Raw genomic sequence first — 22,876 nt, forward strand, 5'->3', positions numbered from 1 at the left:
CTTTCAAAATAAAATTTTCCCGTGAAGGGAACAAACCGGATTTGCGGAGCAGGGCCTACTCCTTGCCTTTGAGCCGCTCCAGCTGCCGGAGATAGTCGTACTGCAGGTCCTCATGCAGGGTAGCCACTGTTTTGGTGATCTTCTTCACCTGCTGATCATAAAGATTGTTCAGCTGAATGCTATAGGAAGATAATAAACCGGATAATTTCATCTTTGTACAGAAATAAATCAGCAGTTCCACCTCGGCAGGTTTGGAGCCGGTATAACGTATATGCTTGTTCGTTATACGCAGGATTTTCCTCAGCCGTTTTTTGGCGTGATATAATTTATCGCCGGCCATCTCAATAAATCCATTATCAATTTCTTCTTTTACAGCGTCTATATAGCCCTCTTCGTTGTGCGCTTCAAACAGCAGGTAGGTAAGCAGTTCCTTGTTATCGTTCTTGTATTTGGCCAGGCGCAGGCACAGCGCCTGCAGCTCTGCCGGTGGCAGTGTGGCTAACTCCTTCTTGATGTCGCTTATACTGGCTGCTTTCATAATCTGTTTAATACCGGAGGCGAAGATACTATCTATTCTGCAGCATGTATACTACGGCCACTATCTTTACGCTCCAGCCAGGAAGTGAATACGGTGTAAAATACCGCTACAATAATAGCGCCTTTGAACATACCGGTAAATCCCCATGCCGCCATACCTCCAATTACCCCCAGGAATAACACCAGGAAAGGCAGTTTGCCGCTGCGGGCAATGAGCAAAGGTTTCAGGATCGCTTCCCCAATCAGCATAGCGGCGCCGTAAATGATAAGAAAGAGCGTCATACCAGTATGCCCCTGCATGGCCATCCAGATGATCAGAGGGATCCATACCGCGAGCGGGCCTATCTGTATCACCACCAGGAAAAAAACGAGGGCAGCCAGGCCCAGCGCAAACGGGATGCCCGCAATTTTAAGCCCTATAAACGCTACTATTCCCGTAATGAAAGCGGTGCCCATTACACCTATCGACACGCCTTTTATGGCCATGGTAGTAGCATTCAAAAGACTGGCCCCGTCTTTATGCCCCAGCAGGTGCTGGGCGGTGGCCCTGATGGGTTTCACCGCTTTTTCCCCTCCTACCAGGAAAAAGGCCGAAATAATAATACCGATGATCAGCTGCCCCGCAGCACCGAGGATGCCTGCACCACTGCTGATAATATGATGCAGCACCATTCTTACCTGCTGCTCGTGGATATTGGTGGACAATGTTTCCCGTGGGCTTTCCTGTAAGTGCTCCCAGAAATCCGTTATATCGCTGCCGATATAAGGCATGCTTACCACCCAGGCCGGCAGCTCCGGGAGGCCATTTTCCTTCACATCGCCGATCCAGTGAATAGCTTCCCTGATATGCCCGCTGAGGGCCGCAATGAAATAAGTAACAGGCAACGCTATAATGGCTACTAACGCCAGCGCATATATGGTAGCGGCCAGCTTACGCCTGCCATTAAGCCATATCACCATACGCTCAAACAGGTGATGAAAGGAAACAGAAAAGATCAGCGCAAAAGTAAGGACCCCGAAAAACAGTCGCAGCACATCATAAAGGGCCAGCAATAAAGCCAGCAACAACAACAGCACCAGGATAGATTCAATCATATTTTTGGAGGCAGGACGAAGATGGTTCATACGGGCGGTATTTTATACAGGTTTCTCCCTAAATATACTTAAAACCTTCTTCTTATCCGCTCCTATGCCAGCGACAGGCGCATAAAGCCTTGTACTTCTTCATTGATATCTTCCGGGAGATACATACGGAAGTGATGATTAAACTGCCGGTGCCTGCCCGGTACCTGCGCTATTTTCCGGAAGCATAAATTGTCAAGATGGGATTTTTCAAAGGGGAACACAATGTGCACAAAATTCTTTCCCAGCTGGGTAACCCATGCCACCCTTTTATCACTGACACCAATGCCAATCATTGATTTGACAGGATACAGGTATATCTTCCCCAGCTTTTCATACTGTGCAATAAAATATTCCAGCAACGCCAGTGTTTGTGCAGATTTACCGGCGATGAAAGCGTGGAGCAGAGGATCGTTGTTCTGATGCAATAAAGAGTCAGGCATCCGGTGGAATTTCCGGCAAGGTATTAAATGATTTATTATCCTCAAAACCGGGTAGATATCATGAAGCGCTTAACAAGAAAGGCCAGATACGCTTAAATATGACCCTCACAACACAATAAAATTGGACTCCACAACAAAACCCGTCATGCTCAGATCGCTGATCTTTGTACCAGGTTACAGGCCAACGAAACGACCCTTTCTCAAAACTTTTTTTTCGGAAAAGGCAAACTTTAACAGGGATTAAACTTTAAAATTCAGGAATAAAATGAACAATCAAACAGTATTAGTAACCGGGGGGACCGGCTTTTTAGCTGTCAATATTATTTTACAGTTATTACAAAAAGGCTTTCAGGTTAATACAACGCTTCGCTCTTTGAATCGGAAAGAAGAAATCATAAACGCTTTAAGAGAAGGCGGTATTACAGACGTTGAGCGTCTTTCATTTTTTGAAGCAGACCTGTTATCTGATAAAGGATGGGATGAAGCCACACAGGGCTGCACTTATGTTTTGCATGTTGCGTCTCCGTTTATTGCAGAAGAACCCGGGGATGAAAATGATCTGATCATTCCGGCACGGGACGGAGCATTACGCGCATTGAAAGCAGCCAGGCGTGCAGGTGTAAAACGTGTAGTGCTTACTTCATCATTTGCAGCTATCGGTTACAGCACAGATGCCAAAGGTCATATTTTTACGGAAGAAGACTGGACAGATGAGAAAGCGCCGGTCCGCGCTTATATCAAATCTAAAACCATTGCTGAAAAAGCTGCCTGGAATTTTATTAAAACCGGGAATAGTGATTTGGAATTAACCGTTATTAACCCGGTTGGGATTTTCGGGCCAATTATCGGGGGTATATCGTCTGCTTCATTAGATACTATTATCAAAGGGGTCCTGGACGGTACAGTCAGAGAAAATGCGCCATTTACATTTGGAGTGGTGGATGTGCGCGATGCTGCGGATATTCATATCAAAGCTATGCTACACCCCGATGCCGCCGGGCAACGTTTTCTGGCAACATCAGCAGGATCAATGAGTTTTTATGACGTAGCAGCGTTAATTAAAAAAGAACGCCCACAGCTGGCTGGTAACATTGCTTCAATGCAGCCGGCTCCTATAGAAGACTATATTGTAATATCCAATAAAAAAGCGGTGGAGATGCTCAATTGGCATCCGTATGATAAGGAGGTTGCGATACTGGCCAGCGTGGATAGTTATAACCTGATTAATGCTTAATTTACATTCTATTACTATAGAATATAAAATGAAAGTAAATAATATCCAGTCCTGTCACCTTGGCCCGGAAATATCCCCTGAAAAGTTTATACCTGAACATTATTTTCTTTATCTGCTCAGAGGGTCTATGAAGGCTTATGATGGCGGCAAACATTATAATATGAAACCGGGCGATTATTTTATCGCCCGGAAAAATCATTTGGTTCGTTATACCAAATACAAAGACCATGACGAATTTGAGAAAATAATCATTACACTCGACGAATCATTTTTAAAGCAGTTCCTGGAACGTCATCCTTATGAATCGGTGACAGCGGATACCAACGACTCATTCCTTTTCATAGCGGAAAACAGGTTAATCAAAAGCTTTATACGTTCATTGGCGCCTTATTACAAGGGAGACTTAGAGCTTGATGAAACTTTTGCGGATATAAAGAGAGAAGAACTGCTGTTGATCTTACTGAAATCACAACCAGACCTGGCCAATATTTTTTTCAACTTCGGCATTATTGATAAAATCAACCTGGAGGAATATATGAACCGGAATTTCAGGTTCAATGTCAGTCTGGAGAAATTTGCTTACCTCACCGGAAGGAGTTTATCATCGTTTAAAAGAGACTTTCAAAAGATATTTGGAACTACGCCTGGAATCTGGCTGAAGAAAAAACGGTTGGAAGAAGCCTATTTTAAAATAAGCAAACAAAATCAGCGACCAGGCGATGTGTATCTGGAAGTCGGTTTTGAAGACCTGTCTCATTTTTCCTTTGTTTTTAAAAAAGAGTTTGGGGATTCTCCTAATGAAGTATACAAAGCATCCAGGAAAAACGTTAAGGTTAACAGTATTCAAAATGATTAGAGAACATCTGCCCCGAATATAATACTGATGAATGCTAAAATAAGCCGGCCTCAAAAGGCCGGCTGTCATATCAGATCGAATAATAAACAATTAACTTCTTTATTGTATCACCACCGCTTTTACCAAACGCCGTCCACTGGTATGCGTTGCTTCCAGTAAATAATATCCCGGCAACACTTTATTGCCCCATTGCAACGTTACCGGTGTACGCTTATCCGTTACATTTACCGTAGCAGTATACACCGGCTGGTTTATGTAATTCAACAGGCGCAGCTGGTACCTGCCGGCAGGGCCATCCCTGAACTGCAGCAGCAAACGACCTGCGGTTACCGGGTTGGGATATACGAAAATATCACCGGCGGGCGCAACTTTTACCACGTTGCTGTAAGCCACTTCATTACCCGGGCCTACCGCCTGCACCCGGTACCAGCTTTCACTGCGGGTTTTATTATCATCCATCACTTTATATAATGCTTCTTCCGGGCTGGCAGCGCGGGTATCCACGTTATAAAAATGCTGTCCGTCATCTGCGCGCTGCACTACGAATTTTACCCATTTCCATTTGCCGGGCGCCGACCACTCAATGGCTATCTTGCTGGCATACGGCGCGGCTTTTACCAGGAAAGCTGTGTTACCCGCTTCGGGCGGGGCTTTTATGAAGGCCGTGGAATATACCGTGTCTGAAGAGGTGGCAGTTTTATTGCCATCCAGCGTTGTAACAGTGATAACAGCCACGCCGGGGCTCTTTGCTTTTACTTTGCCCGTGCTGTCCACCGTAGCTATGGCCGTATTGCTGGAGCTCCATACCTTAGCTTTGTTGGTAGCCTTTGCCGGCAGGATAGTGGCGGTTAACTGCAAGGTGGAATCCACCTTTATACGGGCCGATACCGGTGTTACACTCACGCTGGCTACATCTACCTTACCAAAAACATACAGCTCGTGTATGGACCAGTAATTGCCTTTGGCGCCGGTTTGCACTATTTTGATATACCTGCCGGTTTTATCCGTGAAAGCGGCCAGCGTCATGCCGGTGTTGCCTGCGCCGGTGGCAATGGGGCTGCCCCAGTTTATGCCGTCGCCGGATGTGTATATGCTGTAGCCGGCAGGCGAATCGTCCGGGCTGCCTGTTACATCCAGCACAATGGCGTGAAAAGTATTTACCGTTTTCATATCTACAGTAAATGTTTGCCCGTTCACCTGGGAGCCTTGTGTATCCCAGCGGGTGACGGCATTGCTGTCCAGCGCATTCTGCGCGCTGCCGCTGTTCACAGATGCGGTAGCCGTCCAGCCCTGGCGGTCCATAGCGCCCACTATGGAAACGCCCCATATATTGCCGAGGTTATTTTTCCATAAAGCAGCGGTGCTGGTTGACAGCTGGGTACTGTCGATGATGGAGGAGCGTGCCGACAAATGCGGGCCTGCGCCTGTATTCAGCAGCGACCCTACAGACCAGATGGCAGAGTTGTGCACATTCAGCGAGCCATTGCTGATATTAGCCCATCTTAACTGGCCCGGATGATGAAAGTTTGCCTGCTGCATATTAATAGTACCACCATTCATGATGAGCCCTTTGCCGGGATTGCCCCAGTAGTCGGAGTTAAAAAAGGTGGAAGCGCCGGTATAAGTGGGTTGCGTGGAAATATACGTAGTAGTGGTATCCCCATACCCTACTACCTGTGTATTGATAAAGTCCATACCACTGCCGGAAGAACCTTCAAAGCGCATGCTGTTACGGGAGCCATCAATACCTAATCCCAGGCTTAAACCAGATGGACCGCTGCCGTTTTCAGACTTTAATACAATACCACTGTGGGAACCGAACACAAAATCGTTGTACAATATTTCGCCCTGACAATTGCCCAGCGTGAGGAAATCGAGGTTGGCATAATTGTAATCATATGCGCCGGAATTGTTGCCGGTGGGCGAGTTGGGCCAGCTGCCAAACTTTGATTCTGCACCTGCCGCATATACGATGGTATTGAACTGGAGATTATAAATTTTGCCTCCGGCAGAATTTCCTCCAACGCGAATGCCGTTCTTAAATACGTGCCCTGCAACGAAGTCGAGGTAATGGTTATCGCATTTATAGGTGAAAAGGTCGATGCCGCTGTAAGTAGCGCGCATACCTACATTCACAATATAGGCATCGCTGCCGGTTACCTGTATCAGGTAGGGATAGGCCGGTGCATTTGGCAGATTGGAATACACCTGCTCCGGGTAATTGAAGGTCATTCCCCTGACTCCACTATTGGCAGATAGTTTGAGAAAAGGTGTGCCTGCTGCGTTATTCTTATCTGCATAAACTTCTATAATACTACCAGGTCCCATGGGCACCGAGCTAAGATCGGACGCTCCTTTCAACTCCACGCCCGAGGGCACTGTAAGATGCCCGGTTACCTTGTATTTTCCCGGGGGTAGGAACACGATACCGCCTCCATCCTGCGATGCCTTGTTGAGCGCCGATTGCAGGGCCGTGGTATTATCTGTAGTACCATCGGCCACAGCATTGAAAGGCGCTTTGGTGGCAACATACAATACGGCTCTCGACGGCTTCTTCGTTTCACTGCTTACATCCGGGAATACAGGTAATGGTTTCAGCGTAAGCGGCGTATGATCAATGGTGCTGGTGTAAAGCGAATTGTTCTGGATATTCACCCCCTTGGAGAAACGGTTGCCGGTGATGATGCCCCTGGAATTATTGCCCAGCATAATCTGCGGCTGGTTGTTATTGAAATCATTGTCGGATACCAGGAGCGTGCCGCCACCAATATCTACTTTTCCTTTGGTGATAGTGCATTGCTCCATCATAGTGCGGGTGGTGGAGGCAGGATCTACAGTAATGCCGTTCAGCGTTCCGCCCAGTGTACAGGTGTGGAACTGCGCGGTGCCGGAAGTGCCGGAAGCAATGGCTACACCGGTTTCACAGGAAACTGTATTACAACGGGCAAACATGATACCGTCTGAGCTTACCACTTCCAGGTAAATACCGGTTTTACAATTGGTGAAGGTCATGCCGTAATTATGTCCATTGGGAATAGAGCCAACGGTAGCAAGCGAAGGGGCTGCATGAAATCCCTTGTTGTATCCCTCAATATTTACAAAACAGGTGTACGACCAATCATTTCTTCTCATTACAATACCGGTACCGTTCTGGTAAATCCAGCCTTCAAAGGAGCTGCCGGCGGCGGGTGCGTTGGCAAGGCCAGAACCCGACCAATATGCGGGAGAAAAATCGATGCTTTCCATATGCCCTACATCCGCAATGTTATCTATTTCAATACCACGGGAAAGCGGTGTGCCATAAAGACCGTTGATAATGGGGCAGCTGCCGCCGTTGACACGGGAAAACACAACCCCGCTGTAGGCGTTCACAAAAGTTACGTTCTTGGTGTTACAGTAGTCGTTACCAAAATAATTGGGCTTACCAAACAGGATAGCCGGCGGATAAGGCGTGATACTGCCAGGCAACTGTTCAGGGTACCAGATAGCCATATCCATTACTGCGGAAGAGGGCTCCATGGTAATAAAGGCTGCTGCATTTTCATCACCCCGGCCAGCATAGGCCATGAGGATGGTGCCGGTGACCGGCTGTCCTTTTACGGGCTTCTGCCATTCCCCGCGGATGGTAACGCCTTTGGGGATCACCAGGTTACCGCTGATTTTGTATTTGCCCTGGGGCACAAACAGCGTACCGCCCCCGAGGATACGCAGGGTATCGAGCCTGTTCTGGAAAATGGCCGTTACATCTGTAACACCGTCGCCGGTGGCGCCGTAATTGGCTACATTGTAAGCTGCCACAAAAGCATCTTTTGTAGGGTACAATGGATTAATCAGTTGCCATGTTTGCGCGGTTACCTGTATAAAAGGTAACAGGGCAAAAACAAAAAGCAGCATACAGATTCTGGGAGGGTTGTGTAAGATAGTTTTCATACGCGGATTAAGTTTTCATGGAGAAAAAAAACATGGGATTGTTCCGGTTGAACAATCCCATGCGTTAATTAATTTTTACGGGTGAATATAAAATCCCGCAGGTTGGTATCGCCGGTTTCCCATACAAACTTCACCAGGTGCTTGCCTGGTGTGAGATGCAGGTTGCCGTGCAGATACACCCAGTTGCCCCAGCCCCCTGTGTTGGTGAAAGGGATCCTGCCGGTTTGATTTACATCGTCTACTTCTATATGCAGTCCACGGTCGCCGCCATTGGGAGTAGTAATAGCAATGGCAATGTCGTAGTCGCCTTCCGCGGGCGCTTCCACGCTGTATTTCAGCCATTCGCCATCGGCAGTGAAACCGATGTTGGCGCCGTTGCCTTCAATATCCACGCCTTCATTGGGGCGGTAGGTACCGGGAATATTGTTGTCCGTGGTTTCATGGTAGCCCCATCCTTCTCCGCCGAGGTCAAAGTCGGCCGCCTTAATGGTCACTGAAGCGCCCACGCCGGCGGGCAGCTGCAGCGCGGTGCCGGAATACGGGTTGTATTTAAGACCCGAGGCATCCACTACTATCACCATTGTTTTCTTTGTAGTATCTATTTTGTAGATAGATGGATCGGTGATATCCACCGCCAGCGCCACTTTTTTTCCCGGGTGCGCCAGGAGGGCTGATAGTTTCACGGTAACCGGAAACGACAATGAATTATTAAAATCTTTGAATGAGATAGAATCCGGCAGGGAAAAATCCGCCGCAGTGAGCGCTTCCGTACCGGGCAAACCATTCGCTGCCAGCAGTTTGGCAATGGTATCTGTATTGGGTTTTACCCTGAGGTAAAACGAAGGACCGGCGCTGCTGGTATAGCTTACATTCACCGGTACCTGCAGGGTGCCTGGTCCCACAGTGTAATTCTTTCCGCGCACAGCAGGCACCTGTATGGATTTACCATTATCGGGGTAATACACATAGTGGATCTGGTCTACCGGTACAATGCTGGCGGTATTGATCTGCACCACTACGATCTTCTTTGCGGCATCCAGCTTATTGTTTTTGGTAGGACCGGTAAGCTCAACTGCCAGGGCCAGTGTTTTGCCATAGTATTTTTCGAAAGAAGCCAGGCTCACTTTCAGGGTAAAGGTGGCTTCTTCACGACCAAAGGGCACGTTCACCAGGTTAGGCAGGCTGTAGGCGTCCTGTTCCAGCAGTACGCCGCCGGGGATCTGGTCACGGGCAATCATGCCGGCCACCGTATCCGTATTAACGGTAACGCCTATATCAAATCTTGAGGGCGCTGCATCCGACAGCCGGATCTTCAGCGGTATATCTACAGTGGCATCATTCTTTGTATAGCTGCTGTCGCCCGTAGGGATCTTTATCAGCCCGTTGTCGCTTTTAAAGGCAACATCAACCTGTTGTACGGTGATCTCCTCTCCTTTGATGTCGGGCTTTTTACAAGACAGCGCCATTGCCGCCAGGCAGCTTACCAGCAGTATTGCGGGCGGGAACTTTATTCTATTTATCATCCTGTAAATAATTAATTGTTATTCATGCTTACATACCTGGTGGTCCATACTTTCCCGTCGAGGTTCCAGCGCAGGTCTGCGGAAACCTGTAACCAGTCGAGGATCTGCCTGCTTACATCTATGGGCTGCGGCATCAGCTGGGCAATATTAGCCGGTGAAGCGGGACAGATCAGGTCGTTGAAGTTGAACCATCCGTAAGGGCCGTTCAGTTTAAAATCGGACAGGTTATCGCTTTTGTCTTTCAGTACGGCGCCCTGTCCGTCGGTGGCCGACCAGTAGCCCGTGAGCTGCTTCCTTAAAGGATGGGTGGCCGACATACTGGTTTCACAGGCGTAATCGCTGATCACCTGGTCCGTAGCGGTGCTGTCCCATACCTTCAGCTCCGTTATGTACACATCCGGGGCAGGATAACTGCCTGCATAAGGCAGGTAACCCAGTCGCAGCGGTGCAGCATTATTCAGGTTGCCATAACCGGTAATGTTGATATCATTGTTGAACTTACCATCGGTAAAGGTTCTTACATGCATGGTTTGCGCAGAAGTATCGTATACAAACTGTGCGGCGATATCGTGCCAGTTGCCATCGCTGATATCAGCGCCGTTCACGATCATGTTATCTGTTCTTCCGGGAGCATTTTGTCCTACATTCAGCTGCCATCCTTTCTGGTTCAGCACTATAGCCCATCCCTGTACACCCGGGTCAAGGGAAGCCCTTTTGGATAGCACGGAAGTATTGGAATAGGTATAATCGCCATTGGCGCCGGGCATCACCTTGATCTTCATTTCCAGGGCCATACCGCGGGTATCTTTCAGGTCATAATTACGGTTCACATCATCAATAGTAGCATACACGGCATTCGCATCTGTTCCATACAGGTGCACGCCTTTGCCTATATAACGGTTACCCGTATACGGTTTATCTATAAAAGAAGGGAGATACACCGGTGTGGAGTAAATGATAAACCCGTTCGTTTTCGGATCGCTGAGAATAGTATGATCATCTTCCGTAGGTGGTATCGTATATGCGCCACCGTGATTACTCACTACTACTATCATCCAGTTCTCGCCGGCATAGGTTTTACGTGCTTTTACGGCATTGAGCAGTTTGCCGATATAATCATCCGTTTGCAGGATAGCGTTGCGGTATTGCGGCACGCTGAGATCATAACCATACTGTTTGCCGCTGGCATCCACGTTATTGTACTGCACCATTACCAGTCCGGCGCTGTCTGCTGCCAGGCCGGCCACTGCAGCAGTAGTAGTGGCTTCGTCATTATCTGCAAACACTTTATTGATATCTGCACCGGTAGTAAGATTATTACCTAATGCATCAGAGGAACTATACGCGGCGATATGGATGCCCGGCGCCCTTTCTTTAATACGTTTAAAGAAAACGGGGAAGTTGTTCAGGTTATTATTATCCATGGTATTGCCTTCAATGCTATGCTTGGCTTTGTGCACGCCGGTAAGCAGGTCGGCCCAGGTGGTGAGGTCGCCTATATCTGCGTCTGTAACGGAGTTCCAGCTGAAGATGGCATGATCAGTAAGCGCGCTGATGTTGGGGGCATTGGCATCGCGTACTGACTGCCCCCTGGCCCCATCTATGATCACGAACAGTACCTTTGGATTTTTTACGATGGCGCTGGTGGTATCGGTATAATCGCCCCGCTCCAGCACCCGGTCGGGCTCCTTATTGCAGGCGGTCCAGCTCACAAGCCCCCCCAGCAGTAATACCGTCATCCCGTTGAGCCATATTGATTTATTTTTCTGCATGTGTCTGTGGATTAGAAGTAACAATCATTTTAGTAAAAGCCTGGTGATGTTGCCAGCGGGTTGTTCATCAAACTTGCCAAACCCTCCGGTGATAAGCAGTTGCAGCTGTCCTGCAAAATTCCTTGTTTCCAGCACGCCGTTCACAATACCATCCAGGTCGCCGGTGGTGTTGTAGCCCCTGGCCAATGCACCGGTATGATCCAGCAGCATAAAATGCCCGCGGTGAACACCGCCGTAGTTTTTGAAATAGCCGCTCACCAGCACCATACCATTGGATAGTTGTTTGGCATAAGCGTAGTTGTCGTCGGAATTTTTTGCAGCGCCTTTGAAGGAAGGGTCCACGGAACCATCTTCATTCAGCATTACCAGCCCGTTCTGTACCTTTCCATCGAAACTGGTAAAATTACCCGACAGCATAAACCGGCGGGTAGCTTCATTATAAGTGATGGATGAAATATAGTTATCGGCGCCTGTGCCAACTTTGAAAGCACGGTCAATGGTGCCATCTGTATTCAGGCGAACGATGTAGTTCACGGATTCGTTGTTATACCTGGTAAAGCGCCCGGCAATGATCAGCTTCCCGTCTTCCTGCATAAAGGCGTCGTTCACCGGGCCGTTGGGACCATCGTTGCTGCGGTGCAGCAGGAAGTTATAGTTGAAGGAGGAGTCCAGCGATCCGTCTGCAAAGAAGCGTACCAGGTTTTTAATTCTTACTGAATCCACGATCAGTGAATCGCGTTTGGCGCGGTAATCTGATTTTCCGTATACCCGTTGCAGGTAGAAGTTAAAGTTGCCGGTAGCGGTGATGGTATTACCATGCACAAATGCGCGCTGGATATTGCCATCTACGCCGCCGTTGAAGGCTGGCACGGTATCACGGTCGAGGAAGGTTCTTACCACCATACTGTCAATAGTACCATTGCTGTTCAGCACCGTGATATTGTTCACTTCGCCAAGGTGGATATCATAAGTGGAGAAACCTCCGCCAATCACCATTTTGCCGTTTGGCAGCGTGGTTATGGTATTCAGGTAACCTCCTACCCCATCTCCGATCTGGAGGGAGCGGTCCAGTTCCCCATCTTTGGAAATAAGAATAATACGGTTCAGCGGTTTTACCGACCCTTTGTTTTCATAGTTGGAAAAGCTTCCCACCAGGATCATCCGTCCATCGGCCAGAGGCAGCACTTTGCTGATATAGCCGTTGGAACCTACCAGCGCCCTGAAGGTGTTATCGGAAGTAAGTTTTCCATTTACGCGAAACACGGGCCCAAACACGATACGATCTCCAATAGTTACATAACCGATACCGGTGCTGGCATTTTCAGGCACCTTTACCTTGATGCCGGAGCTGTCTACAGATACTACCTCTGCACGTTCGCTGTTGATAAAAAATTGCAGGTCCGATCTGTAAGGCATCAGTCCTGTTGCTTTAAAGGTAACGGTGCTGCCGGGATCTCCCAGTCTTGGCGCCGGGAAATCGGTGCTCATCCTGATACCCAGGGCGGGCTTACCGCCGGCATAAGGGTCGTCGTATACTTTCTCCCTGTTGTTCTTACAACTTCCCAGCAGCATCATGCAAAGGCCGGATAAAAGAAGTGCGTTATAATATTTTTGCATGCATCTCATTGGATATAAAATTTTACTTACCGGAATTTGCGAATACAGCCTGTACGTCCTGGGCAAATTTGCCGGGGGCAAATCCGAAGGTGGCGTGGTTGGCGCTCAGTACATGTACTACCCCGTTCTTAGTGAGTATGTTGCAGGAAGCTACCAGGGAAGTGGTCCAGTTAGCCGTTGGCGCCGCTGCATCAGGGATGTAGGAAATACTGAGCTGGCGGTATCCCACATACTTTACTCCATTATCCGAATTATAGATCACGCCGATGTTCATTGGCTGGTTATCCCAGGAATAGTACATCTGCCCGGGGAAATTGATCAGCAGGCTGTAATCGATCTGCGGGTAATCCTTCAGCTGGTTGGCGCCATGGAAAAGGTATACCGACAAATACTTACGCCATATCTCCGCAGGCACATCCTGCAGGGTGCGGATAGTATCAAAGCCGCCGCTGTATAATGCGTTGTTGGTGGATTTGATAAGGTTCTGAATACTGTAATCAGTAGGCGCAAAAAAGGTGACGGTATCGGCAGTGAAGATCTCTTCCATGCCCGCCAGCTTTATAATAGCCGCTACTGAATCGAAATAGAATGGCTTTGCGTTGAGGTAATCCACTACATTACCGTCGAAGTAAGGGTTTGCCAGCCCGGAGTCGAGATAGTAATTGTTTTTTTTACAGGAAGACAATGCAGTGAGTGCGATCATCAGCCATACTGCTCCATGCAGACTATATTTTTTCAGTGAGTTCATAACCGGGAGATTTAATTAGTCCAGTAAGTATTTAATTGCACCAATGGATTCTGGTTCTGGATAGCAGGATCCAGGGGCCAGGTCCATGCGCCCATATCGAACTGCAATTTTGTAAGCGGGTAGTAGCACCATTTGGAATTGAAGATGCGGCCTGTTCTTACCAGGTCGAAGTAATAATGCCCTTCCCCCATCAGTTCACGCGCCCTTTCTGCAAAAATTTCATCTTTAAGGGCATCGCCATTGGGGCCGGTATACGGATTGGAGAGCGCTCTTCTACGCACCATATTCAGCTGGGTAATGGCCTCTGCATTACGGTCCAGTTCTGCCAGGGCTTCTGCCAGCAGCAGCACACCATCTGCATACCGGAAGAGGATCACGTTACCATCGGGATTATAATCTTCCTGGTCGTTGATCGCATATACGTTTACAAACTTGAGGTACTGGAAGTCGCCGTTATCTGCAAACATATTTTCATCGAACCAGTATTGCACGCGTGCGTCCGGCTGACCGGAAGGGAACAGCATCCGCAGGAAATCGGCCCGGAAATAAGAGTAGCTGTGCTGGTGCGTGGCAACCGGTCTTTTATAAGGGTAGTGCAATACCAGGTCGGAGAAGGTATTGTACATGATGATCTCGTTGTAGTTGGCGTTTTGTGCAATTTCGAACAGGCTTTCTTTGGTGCGGCCCTGGAACAGTTTGCGGTAATCGCTCAGTGGCAGCAGCTCGTATTGCCCGCTGTTCACCAGTTCTGTGCCCATATCTGCCGCCTGCTGGAAGTAGCTTTTTGCATTGGCCTTATCAAAGCCGGCATTCCATACATCCAGTTCCATCATCAGCGTAAGCAATGCGCCTTTGGTAGCGCGCACACCTACGTAGGCAGGATCGCTGTATTGCCAGGGCAGATCGTCTTTTACTTTTGCCAGATCGTCCAGGCAGTTTTTCACTACTGTTACCATTTTCTCCCTGGGCAAAGGATCGCTGTGATAAGGATCTGCATAATATGGCACATCTCCCCAAACCCTTACCATCAGCCAATAGCTGATGCAACGGAGAAAAACGGCTTCCGCCTGGTATTGTTTTCTTTGTGTGGCGGAAACATCCGGGAATTCCCTTCTTCCCACTTCATAATACAAATTGTTGGCGGCCTGGATCACTTTATAAAATCCCTGCCAGCGGGTAAGCTCCACCCAGTGGTATAGTCCATCGTTTCCACGCAGTGCAATGAAAGTGGCGAGGTCGTTCTGTGAAACGAAATGTACATAGTTACGGCCTGCTTCTTCCGGCGATTCCGCCATCATACCTGAACGGATGTCGCCGGCATTTGGCAGGAAGGGACAGGATCCTAATTTATCGCGCAGCAACCCGTAAGTATCCCAGAGATTATTTTCAATATCTTCCCTGTTCTGCAAAAAGGCATTTCCTGAAAGCCGGTCCAGCGGCTTTACATTCAGGAATTTCTTACAGCCTTGCTGACCCAGTGCAAGCAATAATGCGAGTAAACAGATAATCTTGCGGTTCATGATCAATAACTTTTTAATAAACATTTATCTTAAAACTCAACGTTCAAACCTGCGTTCCAGCTGCGTGGAATGGGATAACCATTCGACTGGTCCCTGCCCAGCGCCGATACGTTTTCCGGGTTAGGCCCGCTGTACCTGGAAAAAGTTTTCACGTTATTACAGGTCATATAAACCCTCACGGTGTTAATGCCATAGCGGTGTGTAAGGTTCTTGTTCAGGAGATAACCAACGGTAATGGTGTTGATCTTAAAGTAGGAACCATCTTCCTGGAATAGTGTCTGGTCAACCCTGTAGGGGTTAACAGCGCCTGCCCGCGTATAGTCGAAGGGGTTACTATAGGTAGCGTTGCTGCCGCTCTTCTTCCAGTAATCGATCTGGTTAAAATCAACAATAGAGCGCTGATCGAATGGCTGGCCCAGGTATTGCATCCGCTGTGCCAGCGCATCGTTGAGGATATCGCGGATGGCTACATAGGAAGCGCTGATGTTGAAAGTAAAGTTTTTATACGTTAGGTAGGACTGCAAACCACCAGTAAGCAGTGGCTGCGAATTACCCGCAATGGTATAGTCGTTGATATCGAGGATATAGTTGCCATCGCGGTCCTGCCAGTAAGGATCCCCTGCCTGGAAGTACTGCCCGTTTGCAGTACGGTATCTCAGGCCGGTGGCGGGATCAATAGGCACATCCTCCAGCGTTTTGTATACGCCCTGGGTGGTAAGCAGGTAATTGCTGAGCGCATTGCGCCCTACCCGGTACAATACATTCTGCCCGTTATCATTTTGTATCAGTTGCCGCGCACCTGCAGGCAGGCGGGTGAGGATGTCTTTATTGAGCGCACCATTCACGGAAATACTCCACTGTACGGGGCTGGAAGCCCTGAGCGGGCGGAAGGTGAGCATCAGCTCATAACCATAATCTGCCAGTGAGGTTTCGTTGGTATTTACGCGGTTAAAACCGGTGATGTCTGCCAGGTCTTTTGAACGGAGCAGGTTTTCCACAGTTTTATAATACACGTCGAACACCAGTTCTATTTTACTCTGGAAGAACCCTGCTTCCATACCAATGTCGTACTGTGTGGTAGTGGTAGGCTTCAGGAAGGGATTGGGCATCTGGTCGAAATCACTACCTATCCTGGGATTACCGTTGTAGGTGCCATTGGGGCGATAGGTACCGTAAATGGAAAAGATATCGCCGGAGGGCACAATGTTTTGTCCCCAGCTGCCACGGAGTGAGCCATAGGTAAGCCATTTGCTATCGGTAAAAATTTTCTCTTTGTTGAAGTTCCATCTCAAACCCAGTGAAGGGTTCCTGGAGTAGGGATCTTCAAAGCCGGAGGCGGAGCTTCCATCTATGCGGTAGCTGGCGTCCAGCACATATTTCTGTTTGAAGTTGTAAGAGAACAAACCGGCAAAGGAAGCGGTGTGATTTTGTGAGAAATTATCCAGCAGGCCCCCGCCTCTTGATGCGTCGTTGCCATATCCCAGCGGGCCTTCATACTGATCGTTGGGCATCCGCTGCTGCTGGATGATCTTCGCCTGCATACCACGGTTGAAGATCTCGTTGAACACATTGAGTGTAAAGTTGTGTTTTTTGTTGAAGCTTTTAAAATAAGTAATACTGTTACGGTTATATAACTGGAAGTTCCGGTCGTCGTATGCCTTGATCCTTGAATAATCGTTGTTCGCGGCAGCGGGTGTAAACTCGTCCTGTGTGTTGGAGGCGTAGTTATAGCTGATGGCCGATCCCAGGCTCAGCCCTTCAATGATCTGGTAGCTGGCATCCAGGCTGGCGGTGAGGTTCAGCGTTTTGTTATCGTTCTGTACTTCCAGTGCGCCGAGGTATCCGGCGGTACTTTGATAGAAGGAAGGCGCAGGCAGCAGGGATGATTTCTGCCCATTGTCTGCCACGCCGGTTTGTAACAGGCCGTTACCGCTACCGAGCTTTCTTTTACCGATCTGTGTATTCAGCAGTCCGAATATTTTGAGGCGCGGCGTAGGCTGGTACAGCATGTTGGTGTTAATAGAATAACGGTCAAAACCCGTGTTCCTGATCACACCATTTTCGTGGTAGTAAGAAAGATCCGTTTTATAGTTGAAGGTAGGATCGCCACCGCTGATGTTGATGTTATGCGTTTGGTTATAGGTAGTTTGATAGAAGATGCCCTGCCAGTTGGTAGAGCTGTTCCAGTAAGGATTTAAGCTATCTGCCAGGAAGGGGGTGTTGGAAATATTCAGCAGGTCGGCATAGGTGCCGTACTGCATAATTTCCTTTACACGGATCTGCCGTTCCAGGTTTCCTCCTACGGTAGCGCGCAGTTCCGGCGGTGTGTTCATGAAAAAGTTGCCGGTGTAGCGTACTACGGGAATTTTGGAGCTGCCGCGGCGGGTGGTAACCACAATTACGCCATAGGCGGCCCGGGAGCCGTACAATGCTGTAGCCTGCGCATCTTTCAGTATCTCCATGGATTGAATATCTTCCGGGGGGATGAGGGACAGCGGGCTCACACCCGGACCAGGTGTCTGAAAGCCATAGGAGAAGTTGGCATCTGCATCAATGGGCACGCCGTCTATTACGTAAAGCGGCGAAGTGGGCGACAGGAAAGAGCTGGAGCCATTGCCGGTAACAGTGATATTGGAAAGCCCGCGGATAGCCACTACTCCTCTTCCGCCTGGTGCGCCGGTGTTGTTCTGGATATTGAGGCCCGGTACTCTTCCCTGGAGCAATTGCTCCACGTTGGATACAGGTACGTCCTGCAGGTCTTTACCACTTACAATCACGGAGCTGCCGGTGGCCAGTTCCCTGGTTTTATTCTGATAGCCAACAATAACGGTTTCATTGAGTTTATTTTCGTTGATGCTTAGGCGGATGTCCAGTGGTTTCCCTTCCTTTACTTTCACAATGAATTCGCGGTAACCCACGTAGCGGAAAGCCAGGCTGGCTTCCGGCGATACCTTTACGCTGAAGTTTCCCCTGTTGTCCGTTACGCCGATCACTTTTTTCTCCTTACCGGTCACCTCCATGATGCCTACGCCTATCATGGCTTCCGTGGATACTTTGTCGCTCACCGTACCGGTAACGGTTATCTTTGCCGGCGCGGGTTGCTGTGCCAGCAGGGTGCCGGCGCCTGCCAGCAGTACAAGCAGCAGCAGTGTTCCTGTTTTAAATATATTTGGTTTCATATCAGCAGCTCATTTATTTCAAAATGTGATTCACTAGGGTTTACCATTATTCATTTCTGAATCTTGGGTTATCGCTGTAGAAATAGAAGATCACGTCCCAGTCGCCTTTCTGATAAATAGCAAAGGAAAGATCCAGCGTGGCGCGTACAATACCTCCTCCATAGGCTTTACGGTCCCACGCAAACCTTACTTTCGCCTGTGAGCCATCGCCGGTGGTCCACCGCGTAGCGTACCTGATCACGGGAATAGGATAGGCCACATCGAACTTTATGTATTCGGATGTGGCTTTCACATTAAACCCGTGCAACAGGCTATCCAGCGGACCGGTGGCGTTGAATGCGGATGGGTTGATGAGCGTGGAGTCCTTTGCCAGGAATTTAAAAGAGATAGAACTGCCGTTACCTGTTTTCCGGAAGAATACCCGCACGCTGTCACTTTTCATTTCCAGTTCGGTGCTGTCGCCCATTACATTGCTGATAGAAGGATGATTGTATACCAGGCTGTAGGAAGAAGAATCCGAAGAGTATTTGATAGCGGGCAAACCTGTAAGCGGGTCTATATCGTTCGCGGGGCTGTAGGGCAATTCCCTTACCGGCGTTAGCTGCATATCCCTGTATGTGTTGGTGCCACCGGTGTTGGAAGCCACTACATCAAACAGGTATCCTTTATGCGGCAGCTGGTGCAGCATAGTGCTATCCGCTCCTGCCCAGAGGATAAAGTCGCCCGAATGTTCACGCACCTCCCATACCGGGTGATTTTCCTGTTGCCGTTTCCCTTCAATTTCCGCCAGTGATTTTTCGTTACCGGTGTATCCCTGTTTCCATACCCATACCGGCACCATTTTTTCCAGGTCGTTGGTGGGCTGCAGGGTGAGCGCATCCCGTACGTTGGTGATTTTAAAAGTGATGGGCGTGGTGGAATTGTCGGTGTTGTACACGCCTGAGAACAAAGTAGTGCGGCCTAATGTAGGCGTAAACAGTTTCTGGGTGTACACGGCTTTGGGGCTGAGATAGTCCAGGTCTTCCGGCAACCATTTCCTGCATGCGGCCAGTCCTGTGATGAGGACCGCCAAAACCCCTGTGAGCCCGTATCTGCATATTTTAGACATAGCATTCAACATTTTACTTGATCTGTTAACCTTAGTTAACTTCACTGATTTTATAAGATCTGATATTATAGTTGCCATTCTCCAGGAAGAACCTCATGGTATGTGTTCCTTTTTCCAGGTGTACGGGCAACGGTGCAGTGACGTCGGTGTAATTGTTCCAGTCGCCGGTATTGGGCGCTGTCATGGGCCCTGTTACATCCTGTCCGTCTATTTCAAAATGGAAGCGGTTATTTCCGTTTGGAGCATTGGGACTGGCTACCCTGGCGGTGAAGAAGTAATCACCGGTTTTCTTCACGTCAATGGTGTAGTTAAGCCATTCACCATCGCTGGTCCATCCTATTTCATATCCGCCGCCTTCTTTCGCCATGCCTATATCCACGCCTTCGCTGGTTCTGAACTTGCCGCCGTTGTTGCCGGCATCTGCATCGTGGTAGCCAACGCCTTCCCCGCCGGGGTCAAATGCTTCTGCCGGGATGGTGCCTGGCACAGGGTAGGGTTTGTCGAGCGGTACAAAGCGCATGTAGCGCAGGTTATAATTGGAGAGATCATATTTTACTTTCAGCAGATGTCTTCCTGCCGGAAGATCGCGGGTCAGTACTTCGTTATCGTACCAGTTCTGATCACCGCTGGTGCCTTTGATCTTGATACCGTTGGTCATATAGTCGCCGTCAATTTCCAGGTGAAGCGTACCTGCTACTTCATCGCTGCTCTTTCCTGAAGCGGCCCTTACAAACAGGCGGTACTGGCCGGGCTCATTTACAAACACGGTGAAGGCGAGCCATTCACCGGAGTTGGTCCAGCCGATGTTGTAGCCATTATCGCCGCCGCCGGCATCCTGAATGTCCACTCCTTCTCCCGGGCGGTACCTGCCTCCGTTGTTGGCCACATCGTTATCATGATAGGCTACGGATTCACCACCTTTATCGAACTGGTCGAAGGAGATAGTGCCGGGTATAGGCAATGGCGTTCCGTTGAAAGGCACGGGCAGCGTGGGATTCACCCGGCCGATGAATTCGTCGAAGCCGAAGATGTGATTGCGGTCCATTACGTTCACGAGGCCGTTGCTGGTCCTGATGTCAACGGTCACTGTATTACTGGTGATCCACTGGCGTGTATAAATAACTCCTTTCGTGTTGGCGAATTCAATCACGCCGGGGCCGCCAGCGGTATATCCTTCCGCGCGGGTGGATACATACCTTCCATGCATGCGGTAACCATACCGCACGCCGTTGAGATAAATACCATCCTGGTTGCTCATACTATCGGATGGGATCACACCTGGAATAATGTAGCGCGATACCATGGAGTCCAGTTCATTTTCCGCCACCGTAGCCAGGTACAGTAACGGGCGGCCCTGTGCCTTGCGGAGATTATTCATATTGGAAACTGCCTCTGCAAAACTGGCATTGGTAGGCGCAAACACGGTATAGTGACCATTCTTCAGGCTGTCTGTCAGTCCTGTTTTATCTATTACAAACAGGAAGGAATCATATACGCCGGTCTGGCTCTTCAAAAAATCGTAGGTATTGCCTGCAAACTCATGAATGGTGTTTTCATGATTGTAGTAGCCACTGTCTTTTTTACACCCGGCATACAAGAACAATATCACCAGTCCTGTTACTGCACCAACACGAAATATGTTCTTTCGCATGAGAAATAATTTGTTTGTTAAGAATAGAAAGCGTTTTCCTTACCTGTTGATCCAGTAAATATTCTGGGTAAGCTGTTTGTTCTGCATCAATACATTTTCCGCCACGGGCCAGTAGATCCCACCTTCATCAATGAGTCGGTTGAATGTGGCATCGCTGCGTTTCAGCTTATGATAGCGCACCTGGTCAAACCAGCGTTGTCCTTCTCCCATCAGTTCTTTGCGACGTTCCCGGAAGATGGCGTTTACCAGATCGCCTTCCTTACCGGCGTCATAGCGTTCCATTACACGGAGATCACGGATCTGGTTCAGCAGGTCAATAGCGCCGGTTTGTTCTCCCAGTACTGCCAGCGCTTCGGCTCTCAGGAGGGCAATATCTTCCAGGCGGGTGAAAATGATAGCGCTGCCGTACATGCGGAAATCAGGATCGGAGGTACCTCCATCGAGTATTACTTTTATTTTGGAGAAGATAGGTACATGACTGTCGAAGCTGGTAAAGTACCGGGTACTGGTGGGCTCCCCCCTGATACTATCCAGGCTGAAACGTTCATCGCGGTTCTGATCGAAGAGGGAAAGGATGGTATCTTTCGGCACATAGATCTCCGGCTGGCTCTTAGATACCACCGGCGCAGCCAGCGTAAGCTCTTCCAGGTGGCCGGTATAGGATGCTTCGCCATTGGTGAACTCAAAGTCGAACGCAATCATGTGGTTGTTGATAAAGTTATTGGAGCCTCTTCCTGAAAAGAAACCATTGGAACTGGTGAGCTGATCTGTTTTCACAAACACGAGCGAGCTTTTCTGTGCATTGTCGAGCACAAATTTCGTATAGGCGGCTACGAGAGAGTACTTCGCCTGCCAGGCTGCTACATGCGCCATGAGCGCATATGCACTGAGCTTGCGGGCCAGTACGCCGTTCCATTTATCACCACCTTCGGCGTAGTAGTCGCCCTGCTGTTGCGGATCGTTGGCGCTGTAGGCATAAGGCAGGTTATCTGCTGCCGCCTGTAGTTCCTGTTCAATGAATGCCAGCACTTTTCCCTGCGGCGCTCTTGGCTGATCAGTAAATTCCCCATCATGCGAGGTAGTGATCAGCGGCACATCTCCCCAAACCCTCACCATATTAAAGTAAGCAAATGCCCTTAGGAAACGGATCTGTGCAATGTCTACCGCCATGTTCTGCTCGCTGTAGCGGGGATCTCTTGCTTTTACCTCTCCTACATGTTCCAGGAAAAGATTGGCGGCATTCACTACTGCAAAAAAGCGACGCCAGTTAGAAAGCTCATTGAGCATATCCAGTGGTGCATGCAGGTTGTTACTGACTACTGCATCTATATCCTGGCGCTGTACAGCAGCAAAATCACCTTTCCGTAATTCCCCGTACATCCAGAAGGCGTTATTGTCTGCCAGTGCGGCGCGGGTTAAGCCATATACGCCTATCAGTGCGCTGCGGGTATCTTCATGCGAATTCCACATATTCTTCTCTGCCACGGCATGCGAGGAATCCACATCCAGCAGCTTCTTACAGCTTTGTAATGCCGCTCCGCAAAAACATAACAGCAACAGCCATTTTGCCGTAAATGTCCTGTTGAATTTTTTATTATTGGAAGATAAATACTTCATCAAAAATCATTTTATGCAG

General features: G+C 48.9%; 15 protein-coding genes. 2 read left to right on the forward strand and 13 right to left on the reverse strand.

Annotated elements, in window-relative coordinates; all coding sequences use genetic code 11:
* Nucleotides 1-55: 55 nt before the first annotated feature.
* The 3 genes from ABIE50_RS25400 to ABIE50_RS25410 form a co-directional block, all read right to left on the reverse strand.
* Nucleotides 56-538, reverse strand: a complete 483-nt coding sequence (locus ABIE50_RS25400; protein ID WP_209865099.1) for a hypothetical protein — start codon at nt 536-538, stop codon at nt 56-58.
* A 32-nt stretch (nt 539-570) separates the two neighbouring features.
* The gene (locus tag ABIE50_RS25405; protein ID WP_209865101.1) at nt 571-1,662 is read right to left on the reverse strand and encodes an AI-2E family transporter; all 1,092 of its coding nucleotides are present in this window, start codon (nt 1,660-1,662) and stop codon (nt 571-573) included.
* A 62-nt stretch (nt 1,663-1,724) separates the two neighbouring features.
* Nucleotides 1,725-2,102, reverse strand: a complete 378-nt coding sequence (locus tag ABIE50_RS25410; protein WP_209865102.1) for a hypothetical protein — start codon at nt 2,100-2,102, stop codon at nt 1,725-1,727.
* A 265-nt stretch (nt 2,103-2,367) separates the two neighbouring features.
* On the opposite strand from ABIE50_RS25410, the gene ABIE50_RS25415 reads away from it, so the two are divergent.
* Together ABIE50_RS25415 and ABIE50_RS25420 are read left to right on the forward strand one after the other, a co-directional pair.
* Nucleotides 2,368-3,336 carry an SDR family oxidoreductase gene (locus ABIE50_RS25415; protein ID WP_209865105.1) on the forward strand — a complete coding sequence of 323 codons (969 nt, stop codon included), beginning with the start codon at nt 2,368-2,370 and terminating at the stop codon, nt 3,334-3,336.
* Nucleotides 3,329-4,192 (forward strand): helix-turn-helix domain-containing protein, encoded by an 864-nt coding sequence (locus ABIE50_RS25420; protein WP_354028171.1) that lies wholly within the window; start codon nt 3,329-3,331, stop codon nt 4,190-4,192. The genes ABIE50_RS25415 and ABIE50_RS25420 overlap by 8 nt, the downstream gene beginning before the upstream one ends.
* Before the next feature lie 99 nt (nt 4,193-4,291).
* Here the strand turns inward: ABIE50_RS25420 and ABIE50_RS25425 are convergent, their stop codons facing one another.
* The 10 genes from ABIE50_RS25425 to ABIE50_RS25470 form a co-directional block, all read right to left on the reverse strand.
* Entirely contained in the window at nt 4,292-8,122 is a 3,831-nt protein-coding gene (locus tag ABIE50_RS25425) for a glycosyl hydrolase family 28-related protein (protein WP_209865108.1), read from the reverse strand.
* 68 nt (nt 8,123-8,190) lie between these two features.
* Nucleotides 8,191-9,645, reverse strand: coding sequence for a carbohydrate-binding protein (locus ABIE50_RS25430; protein WP_209865110.1), 1,455 nt, complete (start codon nt 9,643-9,645; stop codon nt 8,191-8,193).
* 11 nt (nt 9,646-9,656) lie between these two features.
* Entirely contained in the window at nt 9,657-11,417 is a 1,761-nt protein-coding gene (locus tag ABIE50_RS25435; protein WP_209865112.1) for an alkaline phosphatase family protein, read from the reverse strand.
* Between the two features lie 24 nt (nt 11,418-11,441).
* The gene (locus tag ABIE50_RS25440) at nt 11,442-13,043 is read right to left on the reverse strand and encodes a DUF5008 domain-containing protein (protein ID WP_209865114.1); all 1,602 of its coding nucleotides are present in this window, start codon (nt 13,041-13,043) and stop codon (nt 11,442-11,444) included.
* 13 nt (nt 13,044-13,056) lie between these two features.
* Entirely contained in the window at nt 13,057-13,782 is a 726-nt protein-coding gene (locus ABIE50_RS25445) for a fasciclin domain-containing protein (RefSeq protein WP_209865119.1), read from the reverse strand.
* 11 nt (nt 13,783-13,793) lie between these two features.
* The gene (locus ABIE50_RS25450; protein ID WP_142687878.1) at nt 13,794-15,302 is read right to left on the reverse strand and encodes a RagB/SusD family nutrient uptake outer membrane protein; all 1,509 of its coding nucleotides are present in this window, start codon (nt 15,300-15,302) and stop codon (nt 13,794-13,796) included.
* A gap of 29 nt (nt 15,303-15,331) precedes the next feature.
* Nucleotides 15,332-18,481, reverse strand: a complete 3,150-nt coding sequence (locus ABIE50_RS25455) for a SusC/RagA family TonB-linked outer membrane protein (RefSeq protein WP_209865122.1) — start codon at nt 18,479-18,481, stop codon at nt 15,332-15,334.
* A 46-nt stretch (nt 18,482-18,527) separates the two neighbouring features.
* Nucleotides 18,528-19,589, reverse strand: coding sequence for a DUF5007 domain-containing protein (locus ABIE50_RS25460; RefSeq protein WP_209865125.1), 1,062 nt, complete (start codon nt 19,587-19,589; stop codon nt 18,528-18,530).
* 31 nt (nt 19,590-19,620) lie between these two features.
* Nucleotides 19,621-21,240: a carbohydrate-binding protein gene (locus ABIE50_RS25465; RefSeq protein ID WP_209865130.1), complete on the reverse strand. Its 1,620-nt coding sequence runs from the start codon at nt 21,238-21,240 to the stop codon at nt 19,621-19,623.
* Between the two features lie 39 nt (nt 21,241-21,279).
* Nucleotides 21,280-22,857 carry a RagB/SusD family nutrient uptake outer membrane protein gene (locus tag ABIE50_RS25470; RefSeq protein WP_209865133.1) on the reverse strand — a complete coding sequence of 526 codons (1,578 nt, stop codon included), beginning with the start codon at nt 22,855-22,857 and terminating at the stop codon, nt 21,280-21,282.
* Between the last annotated feature and the right edge of the window lie 19 nt (nt 22,858-22,876).

Source organism: Chitinophaga sp. OAE865 (assembly GCF_040546735.1).
Classification (GTDB): Bacteria; Bacteroidota; Bacteroidia; order Chitinophagales; family Chitinophagaceae; genus Chitinophaga; species Chitinophaga polysaccharea_A.

Coding starts and splice junctions, on each gene's coding strand:
- ABIE50_RS25400 (WP_209865099.1), bottom strand. CDS start 538: ATGAAAGCAGCCAGTATAAGCGACATCAAGAAGGAGTTAGCCACACTG.
- ABIE50_RS25405 (WP_209865101.1), bottom strand. CDS start 1,662: ATGAACCATCTTCGTCCTGCCTCCAAAAATATGATTGAATCTATCCTG.
- ABIE50_RS25410 (WP_209865102.1), bottom strand. CDS start 2,102: ATGCCTGACTCTTTATTGCATCAGAACAACGATCCTCTGCTCCACGCT.
- ABIE50_RS25415 (WP_209865105.1), top strand. CDS start 2,368: ATGAACAATCAAACAGTATTAGTAACCGGGGGGACCGGCTTTTTAGCT.
- ABIE50_RS25420 (WP_354028171.1), top strand. CDS start 3,329: ATGCTTAATTTACATTCTATTACTATAGAATATAAAATGAAAGTAAAT.
- ABIE50_RS25425 (WP_209865108.1), bottom strand. CDS start 8,122: ATGAAAACTATCTTACACAACCCTCCCAGAATCTGTATGCTGCTTTTT.
- ABIE50_RS25430 (WP_209865110.1), bottom strand. CDS start 9,645: ATGATAAATAGAATAAAGTTCCCGCCCGCAATACTGCTGGTAAGCTGC.
- ABIE50_RS25435 (WP_209865112.1), bottom strand. CDS start 11,417: ATGCAGAAAAATAAATCAATATGGCTCAACGGGATGACGGTATTACTG.
- ABIE50_RS25440 (WP_209865114.1), bottom strand. CDS start 13,043: ATGAGATGCATGCAAAAATATTATAACGCACTTCTTTTATCCGGCCTT.
- ABIE50_RS25445 (WP_209865119.1), bottom strand. CDS start 13,782: ATGAACTCACTGAAAAAATATAGTCTGCATGGAGCAGTATGGCTGATG.
- ABIE50_RS25450 (WP_142687878.1), bottom strand. CDS start 15,302: ATGAACCGCAAGATTATCTGTTTACTCGCATTATTGCTTGCACTGGGT.
- ABIE50_RS25455 (WP_209865122.1), bottom strand. CDS start 18,481: ATGAAACCAAATATATTTAAAACAGGAACACTGCTGCTGCTTGTACTG.
- ABIE50_RS25460 (WP_209865125.1), bottom strand. CDS start 19,589: ATGTCTAAAATATGCAGATACGGGCTCACAGGGGTTTTGGCGGTCCTC.
- ABIE50_RS25465 (WP_209865130.1), bottom strand. CDS start 21,240: ATGCGAAAGAACATATTTCGTGTTGGTGCAGTAACAGGACTGGTGATA.
- ABIE50_RS25470 (WP_209865133.1), bottom strand. CDS start 22,857: ATGAAGTATTTATCTTCCAATAATAAAAAATTCAACAGGACATTTACG.